Genomic DNA, 18,874 nt, shown 5'->3' with positions numbered 1-18,874 from the left:
ACCCCACTGGTAGCACCGCTGCTCCCACGATCGGCGATGCGCGCAGGTTGCCGTGACCGTCGCTCACGGTGTTGTGGGGACGCTGCTCTCGTCGGCCTGCGCGCCGAGCCGAGGCTTCACGTCGGCCTTCGCGGCCAGACCCCTGACGGTCTCGCCGGTGTGGCCGGTGTGGCCGGTGTGGCCGGTGTGGCCGATGTGGCCGATGTGGCCGATAGCCTGGCGGGGCGTCTCGGTCTCGGCCTGCAGTTCGTAGCGGACGAACGACGCGGACTGCTCCGAGCGCTTGCTGATCAGATCCCCCGGTCGAGTACTCGCTGGTTGGGCGGGTCGTGATGCCGTCGGGTTCAATCATCGAGCTCATCCTCCGCGCTGCTCGGCGGAGAAGGGCGTTGGTCAACTTCGCCAAGTCTCGTCTGCACATCGGGGTGCTGCCACAGGCGCTCGGCCTGGTGTTTGACCTGCTCGTAGCGTCGGCGGCCGTCACGGGTGCCCAGCACGTATCCGATGGCTCCACCGATCAGCAGAACGAGTTTGAATTTCACGCGCATCTCCTCGAACGGGCGGGCGATCGACCCCAGTGGTACGGCGAATGCACCGCGGGGGCCCGCCAAGTTTACGTAGTAAGCATGCAGGTTGTGTCGAGACAGCACAAGACAATCACCTCGCCCCCCTCGCGGGCGTGGGTGTCGGTTAGGACCAACCGGCACCTGGGGCCCCTGCTGGATGGGCTAGTTCCCGCCGCGTAGCAAAGCCATACGCTCGAGGAGGTTCTCCAGCGCTTCCTCGAACTCCACAGCCGCGTGGTCCTCCGACAGCGCCGCGCGTAGGCGTTTCACGGTGGGAGCTTCGCTGAGATCCGCGTAGTTGGGTGAGCCATCGTCGATGACGTCAAGCGGCCCGACGTCGGCGCCGTGGCTGGCGACCTCGAGGAGCAGATGTCCTAGCAGGAAGCTGGAGAAGGCCCGATAGCCGGCGACGGCCGCGTCGTCGCTGAAGCCCTCCGAGATCAGCCCGTCAAGGAACAGCTCCACCCAGTCGATGCTGCGCAACGGCGGGCGCAGCCACGGGGCTTCGGGCGGCCTGGACGCGATCAGCGGAAACACCTTCGGATGCTGCAACGCGACACGGCGTACCCCGTGGGCCAGACGCTGGAGGAAGTCCTGCCACCCGCCCGAGGGTTCAGAGAGGACGTCCTCATCATCAGCCATGGACATCACCAGTGACTCCACGACCGCGTCGAGCAGGTCCTCCTTGCCCGGCACGTAGCGATACAGCGCCATGGCCTCCACCCCCAGCCGCTCACCGAGGCGGCGCATCGTGAGGTTCGGCAACCCATTAGCGTCGATGAAGTCGATGGCCGCGGCGACGATGCGATCACGGTCCAACCGCACCCGCGCCGACGGCGGCGCCTCACCGTCGACAAGCGCAGCGTCCGCATCCGGAACCTGGTCAGTCGGTGGCATTGGGTGTCCTCTCGTCGCAGGGAGATTATCGTCCGCTGACCACCGGCGCCCAGCCATCAATCCGAGGGCAGAAAAGACCCGAACCCACGCACGTCGAGCCCGCACACCCCCTACCCGCATTCACAGTGCCCGACCGCAGTGCCCCGACCGCAGTGCCCGCTGTGGTGCGCGGTCACCGTGCACGTGGGGGCGCGGCGGGCAGGCATGGGCACCTACCCGCCGCTGTCCACTGGCCCGCAGTTCGGATGCGGGCCCACCGCCGTCGCGAGCGCCGAGCAGGGAGACACGGTTTGGGTGGGAACCGGTGCCCAATCCCGCAGGACCCAAGCTGGGGCCGGGTGCCGCATCCGGGGCGGCCGGAGCGACATGCCGCGTAAGGATTCCGCCGCCCGCCCCCATCCGCTCCTCGGATACGGATGTCGGGTGCAGCTCAGCCCCGCGACTCGTGGGCGTCCTGGTCGTCGTGGTCGTCGATGTCGTCGCGGGCGTCGAGGTCCGTCGAGGAGTCCTCGTCGAGCTCGATCTGCTCCTTGCGGACCTCCTCGCTGACCTGCTCTTGCTCGGTGACGGTCTGCTTGTCGACGCGGACGCGCTCCACGGGCACGGTCTCCTTGGACACCACTACCCGCTCCTCAGTGAGCACCACGTCATGGTCCTCGGACGACAGCTCTCCGTCGGTGACGGCGTCGCCTGCTTCGGCGTCGGTGATCGGCTCACGCTCGAGGCGGACCTCTTCGTGACTGACCGGGACGGTCGTGGTGACGTTCTCGGTCACGATGAACTTCCGCAGTCGGGCGCGGCCAGTCTGGTGGGTCTCGGTGGATACGTTGAGCTGCTCCTCCGAGCGCGTCATCTCCGCCTCAGCCTCCGTCTCCGCCGAAGTCGGCCGGTCCCGATCATCGTCGCCTGAGTCGCCTGCGATGCGTGCGTCGACGTCGCTAAACGACTGGTAGGAGTCGGAGTCCCCGAGGCCGTAGTAGGTGTACAGCTCGTCCTCTTCCTCCTCGCTGAGGTGGGAGTCGGCTCCCTCGATGCGAGGGGCGTCCTTGACCTTGTCCTTGTCGTACGGCACCTCGATATCGTCCCCGACCACCTCGGCACCGCGCAGCGGCACGAACGACTCGCCACCACCGAACATGCCGGTCTTGGTCGTGACCCACTCGGGCTGACCGCTCTGATCGTCGAGGAAGATCTGGTCGATCGATCCGATCTTCTTGCCGTCAGAATCCAACACGTTGCCGCCGTTGCTGAGCAGCTGCTGGGCTTGGTCCGTGGTGAGCATGAGCTTTCTCCTTCACGAGAACTGACTGAAATGATGTGGGCAGCGGTACCGGATGGTGTCGCCGGAAGCGGTTCGAGTCGCGGCGAACGCCGGACGACTGGTTATAGAACTGTCGGGGGTTCGAGCCCGGGCCGCGCCGTTCGCCGTATATGGCGGGCCCGGACTCGAACCAGTCCGGTTCAGTACTGCGAGGTGCCCCGGGGGTTCGGGTCGCTGTACTGGGTGTCGTAGCTGGTGGCACCGGTCGTCGAGCCGGTGGAGTCGGTGGACTGCAGCTTCTGCTGCGCCTGGTCCTTGGCCTGTCGGGCCTGGTCCCTGACGCTCGGAGCGTTGGCTGCCTCCTGCTTGATCCGCGGTGCCTCCTCCTCGGCCTTGGTCAGGTAGCCCTCCCAGCGCTGCTGCATGGGCTTGATGAGTCCCCCGCCGACACCAACGACGATCACGCCGACGACGGCGGCCAGGATGGCGATCAGGACCGGGAGCGTGACGGTGGTGGCCACGCCGATCTGGTTCAGGGCCGCGACGACACCGAGGAACAGGATGAAGATCGAGGCGATGTTGGCCAAGACCGTGCCGTACGACAGGCCTCCCAGGGTGCCTTCGATGAGTACCTTGACCGCGGCGGCGATCGCGGAGGCGACCACGATGATGATGATGGCCACGATCAAACTCGGCAGGAACGTGATGACCTGCGTGATCAAGTCGCTGATCGGGTTGGGCCCGAAGACACCGAACGCGAGCTGCAGCACGAACAGCATCAGCGTGTAGTAGATGAGCTTGGCGACGACGTCGCTGGCATCCATCTTGGAGTTCGCCAGCGCCTTCTTCACACCACCGCGCTCCACAGCCTTGTCGAAGCCCACCTTCTCCAGCAGCGCGCTGAGCGCCTTGGCGATGCTCTTGGCGATGATGATCCCGACAATCAGAATGATCAGGAACAACAACAGCTTCGGCAAGAACTCCGTGATCGTGCTCAGGCCGTCTTTCAGGCCGTCCTTCAGTGTCTCTCCCATGAGTTTTCCCTTCCAGAAGTGCACGAACCGACCAGCGGTCGCGACCGGTTCGGGTAAGACCACACCCGTGGCTTACGTCGTAAACAAACCACGGCCGGTGGACGTGTGGCTACACCCCTTTAGGTCGAGCATCGACAACATGTTGTCGATGCCCGAATCCTTGACCTGCCGATCGACGAGTTCATGGACGTGCTGAGCACGACGACTGCATCGCGTTTGAATCCGGTCCGTTGACTGAGCCCAAGCCTTTCGCCACGCAGCCAGCGCCCCTCCATGGCGCCTGAGGCGTGCGTCGGAAGGGGAAACCGTCACCGGGCACCGGTCAAGAGAGTGGACCATCCCGGCTTGACTACCTTCCCTTTCACCGGGTGGGGATGGGCTATCGGTGAGCGCGTCCCGTTTCCCAGACCCCAGCGAAACCGGGTACGTGCTGCGCCCTCATGGCACTGACCGCGTCCGCACTCGGTTCGGATACCGGCACATGCGCGCTGCGTCGCCATCAATAGTGTGGTAGTCGTGAGCGGTTGGAGCGCATCCGACCTTGGGGTCGTAGTCCTACCATCAGGTCGGCTCGTCCGTGGCCGCGCCCTACGTCATCCGATGCCCGACGGCTTCAGTCCAAGCTTCGGGGTCTACCTTCTCGACGAGCAGCGCGCGGCGCTAGCCGGTCTACCACTGACAGCCAGGCGGGGTCGTTTCGCAGGACAAGCACCGCCGGCGTCCCTCCGCGTCAACCGCACGCTGGTGCACATCCGCAACCCAGATTATTCTCGGCACTTGAGGGTGAAGTCGCGCGAGCGAACGTTGTCTAACGTCAGGGCAACCTTGGATTGACTCAGTAGGAAGGTCGGCGTGGAGCCCATTAGCGACGGACGCGAGGAGCGTGCGCGGATGGCTAAATCGCTTGCTGATGCGGAGCAAGAGATCAAGCAGTTGCACGATGCGGTGGAGAGCCGCACCATCATCGGCCAGGCCGAGGGCATCCTGATGGAGCGCCTCGGGATCGACGCCTGTCAGGCGCTGGGATACCTGAAGCGCGTGTCGTCACACACGAACCGCAAGGTCATCGACATTGCGACCGAGATCGCCGAGACGCGGAATCTTCCGCAGTCCTGAGCAGAACATGGTGCGGCCCGGCCGCCTTTTCTCGACGGACCGGGCCTCGCCACCCGAGCACTCGCGAATCCACTGGTGGCGTTCCGCGACGTACCCCAGCCCGGGCGGTCCCATCCTCAATGTGACCAGATCGTCACCGCTGCTGGAGAGCACTGATCGGCACGGGAGGCCATTGCTTGACCAACCCGGGCCTAAGCCAACCAGGCGTTCATGACCGCTTGATGAGACTTCGGGCAAGGTACCCGTCCACACTGAACCCCACCGCCATGTTTAGCCCGGCTTGAAAGAGACCGCTCGAAGTGTCGGGTCTGTCGACCCGATCACGCCGTGGGATGACACGTAGCGGTCAGTCTCGTGCGTTCTCATCAAACGTCCGGATCTGCCGCCTGATAGTGCGCTCCGACGCCGGCGACACATCGAGTCCCGCTCGGGGATCGGCTTCCGGGATGCCCAACGCGTGAGTGTTTGGCCGTGAGCGGGGCCGTTGGAGTGCCTGGGCGACCTTCAGCCAGCTCCGGGCTCCGGGAGCGTGTCTGCCGCGCCTGGCTCCTCGTCACCGTCCTCGTCCAGCGACATCAGCGTCTTGGACGACGGTCCCTGGTGTTGGCCGAACGCTGTCTGCACACCTGTCCCCCGACGACCACTGTCAGGAGGATCGGGGATGCGTGCACAGGCCCGGGACCTCGCGGCTCGCGAGGCTGGGCATCAGCCAGTACCGCCTCGCCCAGGCCACCGGTCTCCCCCAGACCCGAATCAGCCAGATCGTGCACGGCAAGCGCGCCATCACCACCGACACCGCCCTGCGCCTGTCCAAGGCCCTCGGCGTCGACGACCGCTTCTGGATCAACATCCAGACCGACTACGACCTCGAGGTCGAGCGCGACCTGCACGCCGACGACCTGGCCAAGGTCACCGCCCTGGTCCCGAGCTGAACTCGGAACGTGCGGCCTCACGGACGCCCCAACGCCAGCCGAACTCGCGTTTGAGCAGTTCAGCATGGGTGCGTCGATCACCACTACGACCTGTAGTCACTTGTGCACGTAGAGCTCGAGCTCAACAGATTCGAGTACGAGGGCTTCGGCGTCGCCGGAGCCCTCGTCGCATCCCGGGCACGACGAGAGGTACAGGCGCCGGCACTCCCCCGCGGCCGCTTCCCTTGTGCACGCTCATGCCGATGAGCGGGCGGGGTGTGCACTGGGTGAACAGGGAAGGTCTTGTTGATCCATACCTCAACCTACGCTTGCCCTTGCCAGTCGGCTGCCGCGCACAGAAGGACCCGTGGATGCTACGTCGAATGGATCGGGAGCCTATTGCTGTGGCTCACCCAGGCGCGCCCCCTGCTCGAGCTCGGCGGCGAGACCTTCACCTGTCGCGGCTCGGGCGAGAGCGCGACCCAGCGCAGGTGCCTGCTTGAACAGATTGTGACCGGCCACAAAAATGACAGAGCCTGCCTCCCACACGGCCACGCCGTCCTCGCTCCATGGGAGCTCGGTCACCCAGCAGTGAAGAAAGTCGCGGGGCTCTGGGTGGAGACCGGGCAGCGCCCGTGTCACGTATTCGCGCGCGCGTTCGTCCAGCGATCGAATCGCCGCAGGGTCGATGAACGTCCCGTCGTCGCGGACGCCGACGGTCTCGCTGAGTCCGACCGAATAACTGCTGTTGCCCGGTAGCGGCGTCGCGTAGACGCCGACTTCGCCGAAGACGCCGCTGCTGTCCTGCAGGCACGCGACTCGTGCCGGGGCGGCGGCTTTCACGTCGAAGGTCAGCCGGACGTGCGCGGCAAGGCGAACCGGCAGCGACAGGCCGACGCTGCGGGCCAGGCGGGCGGTTTCGCGGCCGGCGCACACGACCACATTGGAGTAGACAGCCCGGTCGGTGACGCTGCGCACCTCGACCGTCCCATCGGCGCGGGGATCGATGGAGATGACCTCTGCGGTGGTGACGGCATCGGCGAGGGCTCCCGCGAGTGCCGTGATCGCGGTGCGGGTGCGGATCGCGCCGCCCGACTCGTCGAGCACCGCTGGCCCCGAGTACCCAGCGAGCAGCGGCATCCGCTGGGCGAGCTCGGCTGCATCGATCTCGTACGCTTTCACGCCGCCGACCTGGTCGAGCACCCGCAGCCGCGCCAGGGCGCTGTCGCCGATCGCCACGACACCGTCTGATGAGACCAGCTCGACGTCGAAGTGTTCGGCCCACTCATCCCATACGCCGCGGCTTTCGCGCGCGAAAGCGACGAGTCGCGGGTCGTCGTGGGCATGCCGGAAGATCCGCGACTCGCCTGCGGACTGACCAGTTCCGGGCAGACCGGCCTCGTACAAGCGCACCGGCACGCCCTGCTCCCGCAGCGCGTACGCCGTCGACAGACCGACGATCCCGCCCCCGATCACTGCTACCTCGGGTGAACGCGTCCTGGCAACGCCGTCGTCAGGTCCTGTCATCGCGGTTCCTCGATCTGCTGGTGATGTGCGATAGGCCGCAAGAGAAGGGGCCGCTGCCACGACGTCAGCGGGCTGTGTCAGCCCGAAGTCACCGCGTGCAGCGACCCCTCATGTCGGGGCAAGTACTCCCGGTCTGTGGTGTCAGGCGGGGAGTTTGGAGCCCAACACGTCGAGCTTCTCGATCGTCGGTTCGGAGAACAACGTGCCGGTCTGCTCGCCGAGAGCTACCGCAACAGGGCCGGACAGGTGGGCGTCACGTCCGGCGTCATCGGGGAACACGTCGAAGATCCCGAACGAGGTCGGCCCGAGGCGGATCGCGAACCACGCGGTGGTCGCCTGCTCGTCCTCGACAAGCGCACGGCCGCTGTCGAGGAACTCCTTCACGTCGTCCTCCTTGCCGGGCAACGCGTCAAACCTGACCAGCAATCCCTTGGTCACACTCATGACTTCTCCTCTTCCTTTGTCGTGGTGCCCGCGAGTTGGGACACGATCGCCTCGGAGAACGCCGGCAGGTCCTCCGGCGAGCGGCTGGTGATGAGATTCGTGTCGACCACGACCTCCTGGTCGACGACGTTCGCGCCGGCATTGCGCAGATCCGTGCGGATGCTCGGGAAGGACGTCAGGGTGCGACCGGTGGCCACGCCGGCCTCGATCAACGTCCACGGCCCGTGACAGATCGCCGCCACTGGCTTGCCGCTCTCGACGAAGTCGCGGACGAAGGAAACGGCGCCCTCGTCGACCCGGAGCTGGTCGGGGTTCACCGTGCCGCCGGGAAGCAGCAGGGCGTCGTAGTCACCTACCGAGGCGTCGGCGACCAGCCCGTCGACGGTGAACGTGCCAGCTTCATCCAGGTCGTTCTTACGGGCCTCGATCTCGCCGTCGTGGATCGAGAGGACCTCGGTCTGAGCGCCCGCGCGGTCCAGTACTTCGCGGGGTTGCTCGAGCTCAACGCGCTCGACCCCGTCCGCGGCGAGGATCGCGACCCTCTTGCCCTGAAGATCTGCTGCCATATCAGTTTGCCTTCTTTCCGTCGGACATACCCGGCTTGATGACGACCTTGGTCCAGCCCTCGGCCCTGGAGTCGAAGTTCCTGTAGGCGTCGGCGGCCTGGTCCAGCGAGATCTCGTGGGAGACGATCCAGGACGGCTTCGCCTTGTCAGCCGCGATGAGGTCTCGCAGCCGGCGGTTGTACGTCTTGACCGGGCACTGACCGTTGCCCATGGTCTGTCCCTTGAACCAGTGGGTGCCGAAGTCGATGGCCGCCTTGCCCTGCTTGGCCAATTCGCCCTTGGCCCCCGGGTCCTCGGGGACGAACACGCCGACGGTGCCGATCCCGCCGGTGAAACGCACCGAGTTGATGAGCATGTTCAAGGTGGCAGCCGGGTCTTCGTTCCCCTGCGGGTCGTGGGCCTGGTAGCCCACGCACTCGCAGCCACGGTCGGCTCCGAGCCCCATGGTCTCGTCCAGCACAGCCTGCACGGGGTCGACCTTGGAGTCGTCGATGGCGATCGCTCCGATCTGCTCGGCCAGCGCGAGCCGGTCGGGGTGGCGATCGACCACCATGACCTTCGCGGCGCCCTTGATCGTCGCGGACAGCGCAGCCATCAGTCCCACGGGGCCGGCCCCGGCGATCACGACGCTGTCGCCCGGGATCACGCCGGCCATCTCGGTGGCGTGGTAGCCGGTGGGGAAGATGTCGGAGAGCATGACGTAGTCGTTCTCCTTGTCCTGCGCGTCTTCACCCAGGCGCAGCGCGTTGTGGTCGCCGAAGGGCACCCGGAGCAGTTCTGCCTGCCCGCCGCCGTACGGGCCCATTTCGGCGAAGCCGTAGGCCGCACCGGCGGCCGAAGGGTCAGGTTGCGTCGTCAGGCAGTAGTTCGTGAGCCCGCGCTCGCAGTTCTTGCAGAACCCGCACGAGATGTTGAAGGGCAGCACGACCCGGTCGCCCACCTTGATCTTCTCTACTCCCTTGCCGATCTCCACCACCTCTCCCATGTTTTCGTGACCGAACGTCCGGCCCTTCTCGAAGGAGGTCCGCCCCTCGTACATGTGCAGGTCCGAGCCGCAGATGTTGGTCGTTGTGATCTTGACCAGCACATCGGTGGGCCGTTCGATCTCGGCGTCCGGAACGTCCGTGACCGCGACATCCTTGGGTCCCTGATAGACGACAGCCTTCATGGCGAATCTCCAATCGTTGTGTCGGTGCCTCCGAGCAGTCCACGCTCGTCGCCGACCACCAAGAAGTCATGGGCGCACCAGGCCAAAGTCCCGGGGCATGATTTGGTTCGAGTGCACAACTCCCCGCGGGTGGGTGCGCTGGGCAAGGGGTACGGTGAGCGCGACGCTGCCCCCGAGAGTTGATGAGGACCGATGAGCTCTCACGGACTCGGACTGGATCCCGGGATACATCCGTGCTGCATGTACCGAGGCGTCGCCGCTCAGCGCGACGACCTGTGGGGTCCCTACGGCACAGGGGCATCCCGGGCGGGCCGGCCAGGGATCAAGAGATGACCGTCTGCGAGCCCGCCACAACCGGAACCGTGGTGCCAACCGGCGAGCTGGATCTGCGGCGTGCCGTCACCGGCCTCGATGGGCTGCTGGTGATGTCCATGGCGATGATGCAACGTCACGACGTGGACGAGGTCATCAACGTCCTGAAGCGTGAGGTCGAGTCGGTGACCGGCTGCCAGTTGGTTCACGTCACCTTCCAGCGGGACCGGGAGTGGATCACCCTGCCCCCCGGGGAGCCAACGAAGCCGGCGGAACCGAGCCCCTCAACCGGTGAACGGGTATTCGTGCAGGACAACGGCGACTCCTGGACGTCGACGACGGCTGTGGCGGTCTCGAACGGCGCCCCGGGCCGACTGGTCCTTCGCAGCTTCGCCCGGCCCGACCCCGAACAACTGTTCGTCATCGAACGGTTGGGCGATCTCCTCGGGACGGCGCTCGCGGACGCGCAGGTGCGCGAGCGCCACCGCCGACGCGCCCACGAACTCGATGCAGCCAATAACGAGATGGCGCGCACCGTCGCGGCCCTGCAGCACCGTGAGGGGGTGCTTGAGGAGTTCGCCCGACTGTCCACGACCGGGACTGAGCTCGACGTGGCCACCTCACTCAGCCGGCTCACTGGCTCCGCTGTCGTGCTGCGGGACAGATTCGGGCACGAGACGACCCGGATCACGGTTGCCGGCCGGTACCAACCGGTCCTCGAGCGAACCTCGCTCGAGGAGGTCATCGGCGGACGCCCCGAACTCGGCACGATCGAACTGGAGGTGCCACCGGACAAAGACCGAGACGACGCATCATTCGCTCTGCGGTACGCGGGCGTCGCACTGGGGCTGCTGAGGGCCAAGGCCGTAGCGATGAATGAACTGGAGAACCGACTGAGTCGAGACCTCCTCGACGACCTTCTTGAAGGGCTCCCGGCCGACGTAGCCGTGGACCGGGCATCCGCTCAGGGCCACGACCTTGGCGTTCCGCACGACCTGATCGTGTGCGCATGGTCCTCCGAGCGGGGTCACCGCGGGCACGACCGCGACGTCGATCACCTCCGGATGGCCATGGCTCGTCAGCGACTGGCCTGCTTGGTCGTCCGGAACCGGGGACTGGTCGTCGCCCTCGCCCATCGAGGTGTCGACATGGGCCGCTTGTTCAACGACTTGTCGCGCGCCTACGGCGACACCAACGGTGTGATCGCCAAGGGGGAGCCGGCCAACTCGCCGGAACAGATCCCACGTGCGTATGAGCAAGCCCGACGAGCACTCAGGGCTCGTCAGCAGTCCCACGATCCGTATGGCTTCATCGCCTACGCCGACTTGGGAGTAGACCGGCTGCTCGCCCTCGACGGCAACGCTGAGGAGGTCGAGCGCCTCATCAGGGACTGGCTCGGCGACCTATTGAGCTACGACCGTCGCCACGGCACCGAGCTCGTCCCCACGCTAGCGGCCTACCTTGACCACGGGGGCAAGTACGCCGACACGTCAACGACGCTCACCATCCACCGCAACACACTGCGCTACCGAATCAGCCGCATCACCGAGATCTCGGGCCACGACCTCAACGACGTCGAGGCACAGCTCAACCTCCACCTGGCGACACGCGCGTGGCGACTGCGCCGTGCCTCCGTCGGCGAGCCCCTGCGAAACGCCGTCCGGTGAGGTAGTCCCAAGCCGTAGTTGCGAGAGTCTGCGCGGCGATGGCACTGGACGATCAGGAGTCGTCGACCGGGCCGATCGCCGGGTGGTGCCAGAGTTCCCAGCTGGTGTGCAGCACGCAGACGAGGATTAGCCCGGCGAGCGCCGCCAAAGCAGGCGCCACCACCGCGACCGGGATCAGCGAAGCAGCCCCCACTGCGGCCACCAGGCGACCGGTGGCGAGCTGGTGGTGGTCGCGCCATCGGTGGGCGACGTCGCCGACGTAGAACATCGCAACGCCACCGGCCAGGGCGACGGCCGGCAACAAGGGGAGTGGTTCCCCCGGTGCCGCGACTGCTTCGTGCACCCCGAGAGCGAAGAACACCACCCCGGCCACGAGCGGCAGATGCAGGTAGCTGTAGGAGTCGCGCGCGAGCCTTGACCGTTCCCGATCAGTGGTGCCGCGCAGCCGTCGTTCGCCACCGCCGCGCAGATAGCCGAAGTAGGACCACCACAGACCGGCCGCGATCAGCACGGCGAGGAGGACGGCCGTCACAACACTCGGGCGCGGAAGAGCGGCTTCGGCGCCAGCGCCTACCCCAACGATCGCCTCACCCAGCGCGATGATGATGATCAGCCCGTGCCGCTCCACGAAGTAGGCAGGTGTCACGCTCCAACCGGTGGTCCCGACCAGGACCGGCCCCGACAGATCCATCACCGCGGCCACGATCCACAGCAACTCTCGTTCTGGCGTGTCGAAGAACGCCGCGGCCACCAGCACTGCCGGGCCGGCGAGCAGGGTGGGGACTAGTCGCAGCGCGGCCGAACCCACGTCCGCCTCGCCCCGCACGTCAAGAGCCAGCAGCACGACGTGGATCAGTCGGACCGCCAGGAATGCAAGCGCAAAGACCAGCGCCCGCGCGGCGAACGCCTGCGGCAGCGCGACCGCGGCCATCAGCATGGCCGCCATCGCGAGAAAGAGCAGCAGGCGAGGCCCGGGTCCGTCGTGGTCGGAGGTGTTCGTCAGCCAGGCGTAGCAGGCCCACGCCCATCACACAGCAGCGAGCGCCAGATTCCCGCGGCAGAACCCCGCCCAGGAGATGTCCGCGAGCATCAGTTCAGTGACCTGCGACATCGCGTAGACGAAGACCAGGTCGAAGAACAACTCCAGCGTTCCGACCGACCGATCTGCTGTGTCTTCGGCTGCTTGCTCATCCGCATTGCCGAGATCATCGTCACGCATACGGTGCTCCTCACCCACTCGCCGACCTTGATGCTTGCGTACACCAACTCACAGTGGGCTTCGGAGGGCGGGCCCGTTTCGCCGTGGGAGTCTCAAGCACTCTTCGGGGAACGCGATACTTCGTTGTGGAGCAAACCGAGAGCGACCGACAGGGGCAGCACGTGACCACCGATGCGACCGATGGCTTTGTGCGTGTCCGCGGTGCCAATGAGAACAACCTGCGCAACATTGACGTGGACATTCCTCGCAACGTGATGGTGGCGTTCACCGGGATCTCTGGGTCGGGGAAGTCGTCGCTGGCCTTCGGAACGCTGTACGCCGAGGCGCAGCGCCGCTACTTCGAGTCGGTCGCGCCCTACGCGCGCCGGCTGCTGCAGCAGGTCGGTGCCCCGCACGTCCAGGAGATCACCGGCCTGCCGCCTGCGGTCGCGCTTCAGCAGCGCCGGGGCGCGGCCACCTCACGCTCGTCGGTCGGCACCATCACCACGCTGTCCAACCTGCTGCGGATCCTCTACTCGCGGGCCGGCGATTACCCGGCTGGTGCCGATCACCTCGCGGCCGAGGCGTTCTCGCCCAACACCAGCGCGGGCGCGTGCCCGCGCTGCCACGGCCTGGGCGTCGTCCACGACGTCACCGAGGAGCTGCTTGTCCCGGACCCGTCACTGAGCATCCGTGAAGGGGCGATCGCCGCCTGGCCGGGCGCGTGGCAGGGCGCCAACCTGCGCAGCATCGTGATGGGGCTCGGCATCGACGTCGACAAGCCGTGGCACAGTCTCAGGAAGCGGGTCCGCGACTGGCTGCTGTTCACCGACGAGCAGCCCTCGGTGCTCATCGAGCCGGAACCAGGTCGCGTCGACCACGGCTACTACGGGAAGTTCTGGAGCGCGCGCAGCCACGTCATGCACGTGCTGGCCGACTCCACGAGCGAGCGGATGCGCGAGCGGGCCATGCGGTTCGTGGAGGAAGCGCCCTGCCCGGATTGCCAGGGCAGTGGACTACGGCCCGAGGCCCTCGCGGTGACCTTTCTCGGGCGTTCGATCGCCGAGGTCAACGACCTGCCCTTCACAGCGCTGGTGGCTCTGCTGCGTCCGGTCGCTGAGCGGCCCGCGGGTGCCGACGAGGTCGCGGCGCGGATCTGCACTGACCTGGTCGCGCGCGTCGAGGTGCTCCTCGATCTGGGCCTGGGTTATCTCAGCCTGGGACGGAGCTCGACGACGCTGTCGCCCGGAGAGGCGCAGCGCCTGCGGATCGCCACCCAGCTGCGTTCGGGTCTGTTCGGAGTCGTCTACGTCCTGGACGAGCCCTTCGCCGGCCTGCACCCGGCCGACGCGGAGCCGCTGCTGGATGTCCTGGACCGCCTCAAGGCGTCCGGGAACACACTGTTCGTCGTGGAGCACGACCTCGACGTCGTACGACGAGCAGATTGGGTCGTCGATATCGGCCCGGGTGCGGGCGAGGCCGGAGGTCGAGTGCTTCACAGCGGCCCTGTCGCGGGCCTGGAGGACGTGACTGAGTCGGTCACCAGCGCCTACCTGTTCGGTCGCGCTGAGCGGCTCGTGCACGATGCGCGGGCCCCGCAGGGCTGGCTGCGACTGACCGGCGTACATCGCCACAACCTGCGCGACCTGTCTGTCGATATCCCGCTGTGCGTGCTGACCGCCGTCACCGGGGTGTCCGGGTCCGGCAAGTCGACCCTGGTCACCCAGGTCCTGGCCGAGGACCCGACTGCTCGTGAGTCGTTCGACCGACTGGTATTGGTCGATCAGCGCCCGATCGGCCGGACGCCGCGGTCCAACCTCGCGACGTACACGGGGATGTTCGATGCCGTGCGGAAGTTGTACGCCGCCACGGACGCGGCGCGGGCCCGCGGCTACGGCGCCGGCCGCTTCTCCTTCAACGTCGCCGGGGGCCGCTGCGAGACCTGTCAGGGCGAGGGATTCGTCTCCGTCGAGCTACTGTTTCTGCCTGGCACCTACGCTCCCTGCCCGACGTGCCACGGCGATCGCTACAGCCCCGAGACGCTCCAGATCACCTACCGCGGCAAGAGCATCGCGGAGGTTCTCGACCTGTCCGTCGACGACGCCGCCACGTTCCTGGCCGACGTACCGGCCGCCGCACGCAGCCTCCAGACGCTTCGCGAGGTGGGTCTGGGCTACCTGCGACTTGGACAGCCGGCGACCGAGCTCAGCGGCGGGGAGGCACAGCGCATCAAGCTCGCCACCGAGCTCCAGCGCGCTCACCGCGGCCATGCCCTCTACCTGCTCGACGAGCCGACCTCCGGACTCCACCCCGCAGACATCGCTCTGCTGCTGCGCCAGCTGCACCGGCTCGTCGACGCCGGCAACACGGTGGTCCTCGTCGAGCACGACCTCGACGCGATCGCCACCGCGGACTGGGTCATCGATCTCGGTCCAGGCGGAGGAGATGCCGGCGGTCGGGTTGTCGCGACCGGCACGCTGGCCGACATCGCGAGGGCCGAGGGCAGCGCGACCGCGCCCTACCTCTCGCGGCGGCTTGAGCGGACATGAGCTGGGTGCGGGCGGCCGGTGTGCCGTCAGGCTGCCGCGCGGGCTCGGAGGCATCACGCCAAGAAGAATCCGTACATGTCATGAAAGATGAAGGCATGACTGTGTATCTCGCTTGGACCTCGGAGGACCTGCCTGACCTGGAGGGGCCGTGGCACGAGGCTCGGCTTGTGGCGCCCGGGCTGGTCGCCGTGGACAGCACCGAATCGCTGTCAGCGGTCTATCACGCCATCAAGTGGTCCCTGGAGGGTGAGGCTTCGCTGATCGTGGTCCCCGTGCACCAGACGCCCAAGTCGCGGGGCATGGCTGCTGGCACCACCAGGTGGTTGCGTGAGCGTACTGCAAGGCAACCGCCCGGTGCGAACATCCGGGGCCTCACGTCATCCGATTGAGCTGTCCGGGCTCCCAGACCACGAGGGCTGCCAGGTTGGTTCTCCCACCTCAGGGAACGAGGATTCACGTAGGTGGGTGATGGACACGGGAAGATTGAGACCGGGGAGCGGGGCCCGCAACCGGGAAGGCCCCGCGCGGACTCCCCTGCCCCGGGGACGCCGCCCGATCAGCGAACCACTGTTGGGACGCCGCGCTCACTGCGTGGCTTCGAGAAGGGATCGCTCGTCGGCGTCCCGCGCGGGTGTCGGTTGCGGGACGCCGACGTCAGATGAGGTCAGCGACGTGCCGATTGGTCTGCGACTCCTGCCTTCGCTTCCAGCCGCTGGCGCTGGATCGCTCGGTAGACGGTGGAGCGGCCGACGCCGAACAGCTCGGCGACCTCGAGGGTGCTGTACTCGCCGCTGTGCACCAGCGAGACCAGGTGGGCTTCCTGCTTGCGGCTGAGTTTGGGCTGCTTGCCCTTCAGCCGCCCCCTTGGCCTTGGCGACCTTCATGCCCTCGACTTTGCGCAGCCGAATCAGGTCGGACTCGAACTCGGCCACCATCGCGAGGACGTTGAACAACAGCTTGCCCACGGCATCGGTCGGGTCGTAGATCGACCCTCCCAGGCTGAGGCTGATCTCCCGCGCAGTAAGCTCGTCGGCGATAGCTCGGGCGTCGGGCAGGGACCTGGCCAAGCGGTCGAGCTTGGTCACTACCAAGGTGTCCCCGGACCGGCAGGCCGCCAGCGCCTCGCGGAGTCCGGGGCGTTCGCGGTTGGTGCCCGTCAGGCCGTGGTCGACATAGATACGGTCGGCCTCGACACCGAGACCGCGCAGCCCGTCGCGCTGAGCAGTGGGGTCTTGCTGATCGGTGGAGCATCGGGCGTACCCGACGAGTAGTGCGTTCATGGCGCCTCCCAGAAGTGGGCCCTGCCGGCCGCGGCCGCGACTGGCTCCGGCATCGAGCGCGGGCTCGACTTGATCAGTCAGCGCCTCCTCCCTCTCGTTTCGCCAGCCGGCCGGATCACTTCGCTGCTCGAGCTGCTTACGCTTCTTTACGGAACGGCCGTTTCGTAACAAGTCGTAAAGCGTCAGGCTTACCGACTCGGCTGGGTGCTGCTGAGGCGAGACCATGCGTGGCGTACTCCTCGCGTAGCGACCCGGTGGCCGGACGGGCTTGCCGAGCACAGCAGTTGCGCTAGAATTTTGTACATGACGACTCTGTCCCTGGCTGACGCGCGAGCGAACCTTTCCAAGCTCGTGGAGTCCGCGGTGGCCACTCACGAGCGGTTCGAAGTCACCCGCAACGGTGACCGGGCCGTCGTGCTTCTCAGCGCTGAGGACTACGACGCCCTGCTGGAGACCGTCGACGTCCTCAGTCGCGCCGAGGAGGTGCAGGCCCTTAAGGAAGGGCTTGACGACCTCGACGCCGGGCTGACCTCATCATTGGATGAGGTCCGCTCAGCGATGCTGCGGCGCGGACGCCTCCAATCTTGAGTAAGGACCTAGGCGAGGAAGGCGGGTACGACGTCGTCCTGACCCGAAGCGCAAGACGAGCCCTCGAGGAGTTGTTGCCCGAAGCGGTCGCTGCGGCCGCCTTCGAGTTCATCGCTGGCCCGCTGCGCACCGATCCCCACCGCGTCGGTAAGCCCCTGCGTGAGCCGTTGGCGCCGCTGTGGTCAGCACGGCGAGGCGAGTACCGCGTCCTCTACCGGATCCTTGAACACCGCCTCGTCATCGAGGTCGTCTCTGTGGTTCACCGTCGCGACGCCTATCGCCAATGATCGATCCCGATGTGGTCACGCTCCGCGTGACGATCCCGATGTGGTCACGCTCCGCGTGACGATCCCGATGTGGTCACGCTCCGCGTGACGATCCCGATGTGGTCACGCTCCGCGTGACGATCCCGATGTGGTCACGCTCCGCGTGACGATCCCGATGTGGTCACGCTCCGCGTGACGATCCCGATGTGGTCACGCTCCGCGTGACGATCCCGATGTGGTCACGCTCCGCGTGACGATCCCGATGTGGTCACGCTCCGCGTGACGATCCCGATGTGGTCACGCTCCGCGTGACGATCCCGATGTGGTCACGCTCCGCGTGACGATGGGCTCGCGGAGCGACCCGGTGCGGGATGGGCTCGCGGAGCGACCCGGTGCGGGATGGGCTCGCGGAGCGACCCGGTGCGGGATGGGCTCGCGGAGCGACCCGGTGCGGGATGGGCTCGCGGAGCGACCCGGTGCGGGATGGGCTCGCGGAGCGACCCGGTGCGGGATGGGCTCGCGGAGCGACCCGGTGCGGGATCGGTGACCGGCCACCGGAGTGCGTGCCCGAGACCCTGACGGTCGGCAGGTGGCGCATCGCAGAAGCGGCTCAGGACGGCTGGGTCGTATTGACGTCGAGGCGGCGCAATTGCAGTGCACGAGCCGGGAGGTCGCGCCCTTGCCCTCGCTGTTGTAGTCGGGCTGCCACGGCGAGTCGATGCTCGGCGGGTTTGTGGTCGTCGACCTTGAACTTGGCCTTCACGTTCACGATGTCCAGGGCTAGAGCGCGGATCCCGGACAGCATCCGGGAGTAGGGCCCGTCCACTACATCGACCTGCGCGTAGTCGCCTGCGGGTTGCAGAGCGGCGAGCTGCCGGCGCAGCACGTCGGCCTTCTCGGCGGGGTCGTCGATGATGGTCGCGGCGCAGTGCAGTTGCACGGCGCCGTAGTAGCTGGTCGGCACTCCCTGCTCAGGGGGAGTGTCCGCGGGAGCTCGCCACGTGGTGGGAATGTAGGCGTAGTCGTCGATGATGGAGAGCACCGCCCGCGGGTCGGCTTCGAGCGCCTTCCAGACCGGGTTGGGTCGGGCTAGGTGCAGCACAACCCGCTGGCCCTCAAGGAGGAAGTGGGTGGGCACCACCACCGGCCATTCCTCCATCCCTCGCGCGATCAGCTGGCCGAACTCCCGGCCGTCGGCGAGCCAAGACCGCCACTCATCATCATTCACGGTGGCGTCCCACGGGTGTATCAGCATGGTTGAAGCGTAGACATTCGCAGAGGTGCAGCATCCTCCAGTGCCTGTCGGATGCTGCGCAGGGCCGGTTACCCACCACCGCTGCTCGCACGGTGGAATGCGCCGTCTTGATGGAGGAACCCTCCACGGTGAAGACGCAGGCCAGCACACACGCCGCGACTCATGCGTCCCGGATGCCCCGCCCGGCGAGGTTCTCGGTGACGGCTGCCCTTTCGGGACGCGCGACACGCTTCCCAACGCAGTCTTCGAACCTGAGTGCTCTCCTTGGG

General features: G+C 66.9%; 18 protein-coding genes and 1 pseudogene. 7 read left to right on the top strand and 12 right to left on the bottom strand.

The window, feature by feature from the left end:
- Positions 1-63: 63 nt before the first annotated feature.
- The 5 genes from KDN32_RS04440 to KDN32_RS04420 all read right to left on the bottom strand — a co-directional run bounded on the left by KDN32_RS04440 (position 64) and on the right by KDN32_RS04420 (position 3,758).
- Positions 64-348, bottom strand: a complete 285-nt coding sequence (locus tag KDN32_RS04440) for a hypothetical protein (protein WP_211730882.1) — start codon at positions 346-348, stop codon at positions 64-66.
- The gene (locus KDN32_RS04435; protein ID WP_211730881.1) at positions 345-542 is read right to left on the bottom strand and encodes a hypothetical protein; all 198 of its coding nucleotides are present in this window, start codon (positions 540-542) and stop codon (positions 345-347) included. The genes KDN32_RS04440 and KDN32_RS04435 overlap by 4 nt, the downstream gene beginning before the upstream one ends.
- Before the next feature lie 186 nt (positions 543-728).
- Complete coding sequence (locus KDN32_RS04430) at positions 729-1,463, bottom strand: TetR/AcrR family transcriptional regulator (RefSeq protein WP_211730880.1); 735 nt, start codon at positions 1,461-1,463, stop codon at positions 729-731.
- 430 nt (positions 1,464-1,893) lie between these two features.
- Positions 1,894-2,745 (bottom strand): PRC and DUF2382 domain-containing protein, encoded by an 852-nt coding sequence (locus KDN32_RS04425; protein WP_211730879.1) that lies wholly within the window; start codon positions 2,743-2,745, stop codon positions 1,894-1,896.
- 179 nt (positions 2,746-2,924) lie between these two features.
- Positions 2,925-3,758, bottom strand: coding sequence for a mechanosensitive ion channel family protein (locus tag KDN32_RS04420; RefSeq protein WP_211730878.1), 834 nt, complete (start codon positions 3,756-3,758; stop codon positions 2,925-2,927).
- Positions 3,759-4,610: 852 nt separating this feature from the next.
- On the opposite strand from KDN32_RS04420, the gene KDN32_RS22790 reads away from it, so the two are divergent.
- Entirely contained in the window at positions 4,611-4,874 is a 264-nt protein-coding gene (locus KDN32_RS22790; RefSeq protein ID WP_211730877.1) for an ANTAR domain-containing protein, read from the top strand.
- A gap of 665 nt (positions 4,875-5,539) precedes the next feature.
- Positions 5,540-5,806 carry a HigA family addiction module antitoxin gene (locus KDN32_RS04410; RefSeq protein WP_030485956.1) on the top strand — a complete coding sequence of 89 codons (267 nt, stop codon included), beginning with the start codon at positions 5,540-5,542 and terminating at the stop codon, positions 5,804-5,806.
- A gap of 375 nt (positions 5,807-6,181) precedes the next feature.
- Here KDN32_RS04410 and KDN32_RS04405 read toward each other — a convergent pair whose 3' ends face one another.
- From KDN32_RS04405 to KDN32_RS04390, 4 genes are all read right to left on the bottom strand, one after another.
- The gene (locus KDN32_RS04405) at positions 6,182-7,312 is read right to left on the bottom strand and encodes an NAD(P)/FAD-dependent oxidoreductase (protein ID WP_211730876.1); all 1,131 of its coding nucleotides are present in this window, start codon (positions 7,310-7,312) and stop codon (positions 6,182-6,184) included.
- A gap of 141 nt (positions 7,313-7,453) precedes the next feature.
- Complete coding sequence (locus tag KDN32_RS04400) at positions 7,454-7,756, bottom strand: putative quinol monooxygenase (RefSeq protein WP_075818624.1); 303 nt, start codon at positions 7,754-7,756, stop codon at positions 7,454-7,456.
- Positions 7,753-8,322 carry a type 1 glutamine amidotransferase domain-containing protein gene (locus tag KDN32_RS04395; RefSeq protein WP_211730875.1) on the bottom strand — a complete coding sequence of 190 codons (570 nt, stop codon included), beginning with the start codon at positions 8,320-8,322 and terminating at the stop codon, positions 7,753-7,755. The genes KDN32_RS04400 and KDN32_RS04395 overlap by 4 nt, the downstream gene beginning before the upstream one ends.
- A 1-nt stretch (position 8,323) precedes the next feature.
- A complete protein-coding gene (locus KDN32_RS04390) occupies positions 8,324-9,490 on the bottom strand; it encodes a glutathione-independent formaldehyde dehydrogenase (protein ID WP_211730874.1) in 1,167 nt (388 codons plus the stop codon).
- 329 nt (positions 9,491-9,819) lie between these two features.
- Between KDN32_RS04390 and KDN32_RS04385 the strand changes: the two genes are divergently transcribed.
- Positions 9,820-11,469, top strand: a complete 1,650-nt coding sequence (locus KDN32_RS04385; RefSeq protein WP_211730873.1) for a PucR family transcriptional regulator — start codon at positions 9,820-9,822, stop codon at positions 11,467-11,469.
- A 52-nt stretch (positions 11,470-11,521) separates the two neighbouring features.
- Here KDN32_RS04385 and KDN32_RS04380 read toward each other — a convergent pair.
- Positions 11,522-12,688 (bottom strand): annotated as a pseudogene (locus KDN32_RS04380) (low temperature requirement protein A).
- 161 nt (positions 12,689-12,849) lie between these two features.
- Between KDN32_RS04380 and KDN32_RS04370 the strand changes: the two are divergent.
- A complete protein-coding gene (locus tag KDN32_RS04370) occupies positions 12,850-15,216 on the top strand; it encodes an ATP-binding cassette domain-containing protein (RefSeq protein WP_211730871.1) in 2,367 nt (788 codons plus the stop codon).
- 95 nt (positions 15,217-15,311) lie between these two features.
- Complete coding sequence (locus KDN32_RS04365; protein ID WP_143554171.1) at positions 15,312-15,605, top strand: hypothetical protein; 294 nt, start codon at positions 15,312-15,314, stop codon at positions 15,603-15,605.
- 195 nt (positions 15,606-15,800) lie between these two features.
- Here the strand turns inward: KDN32_RS04365 and KDN32_RS23590 are convergent, their stop codons facing one another.
- Positions 15,801-16,721 (bottom strand): recombinase family protein, encoded by a 921-nt coding sequence (locus KDN32_RS23590; RefSeq protein WP_443678607.1) that lies wholly within the window; start codon positions 16,719-16,721, stop codon positions 15,801-15,803.
- Positions 16,722-16,799: 78 nt separating this feature from the next.
- On the opposite strand from KDN32_RS23590, the gene KDN32_RS04355 reads away from it, so the two are divergent.
- A complete protein-coding gene (locus KDN32_RS04355; RefSeq protein WP_211730870.1) occupies positions 16,800-17,084 on the top strand; it encodes a type II toxin-antitoxin system Phd/YefM family antitoxin in 285 nt (94 codons plus the stop codon).
- Positions 17,081-17,371 (top strand): type II toxin-antitoxin system RelE family toxin, encoded by a 291-nt coding sequence (locus KDN32_RS04350; protein ID WP_211730869.1) that lies wholly within the window; start codon positions 17,081-17,083, stop codon positions 17,369-17,371. Before KDN32_RS04355 ends, KDN32_RS04350 begins: the two co-directional genes overlap by 4 nt.
- 589 nt (positions 17,372-17,960) lie before the next feature.
- Here KDN32_RS04350 and KDN32_RS04345 read toward each other — a convergent pair.
- Complete coding sequence (locus KDN32_RS04345; RefSeq protein ID WP_211730868.1) at positions 17,961-18,605, bottom strand: FMN-binding negative transcriptional regulator; 645 nt, start codon at positions 18,603-18,605, stop codon at positions 17,961-17,963.
- Positions 18,606-18,874: the final 269 nt, after the last annotated feature.

This window comes from Nocardioides palaemonis (assembly GCF_018275325.1).
Taxonomy (GTDB): Bacteria; Actinomycetota; Actinomycetes; order Propionibacteriales; family Nocardioidaceae; genus Nocardioides; species Nocardioides palaemonis.
Note: the sequence above shows the minus strand (reverse complement) of the source record. Positions and strands in the feature narration are given on the sequence as shown.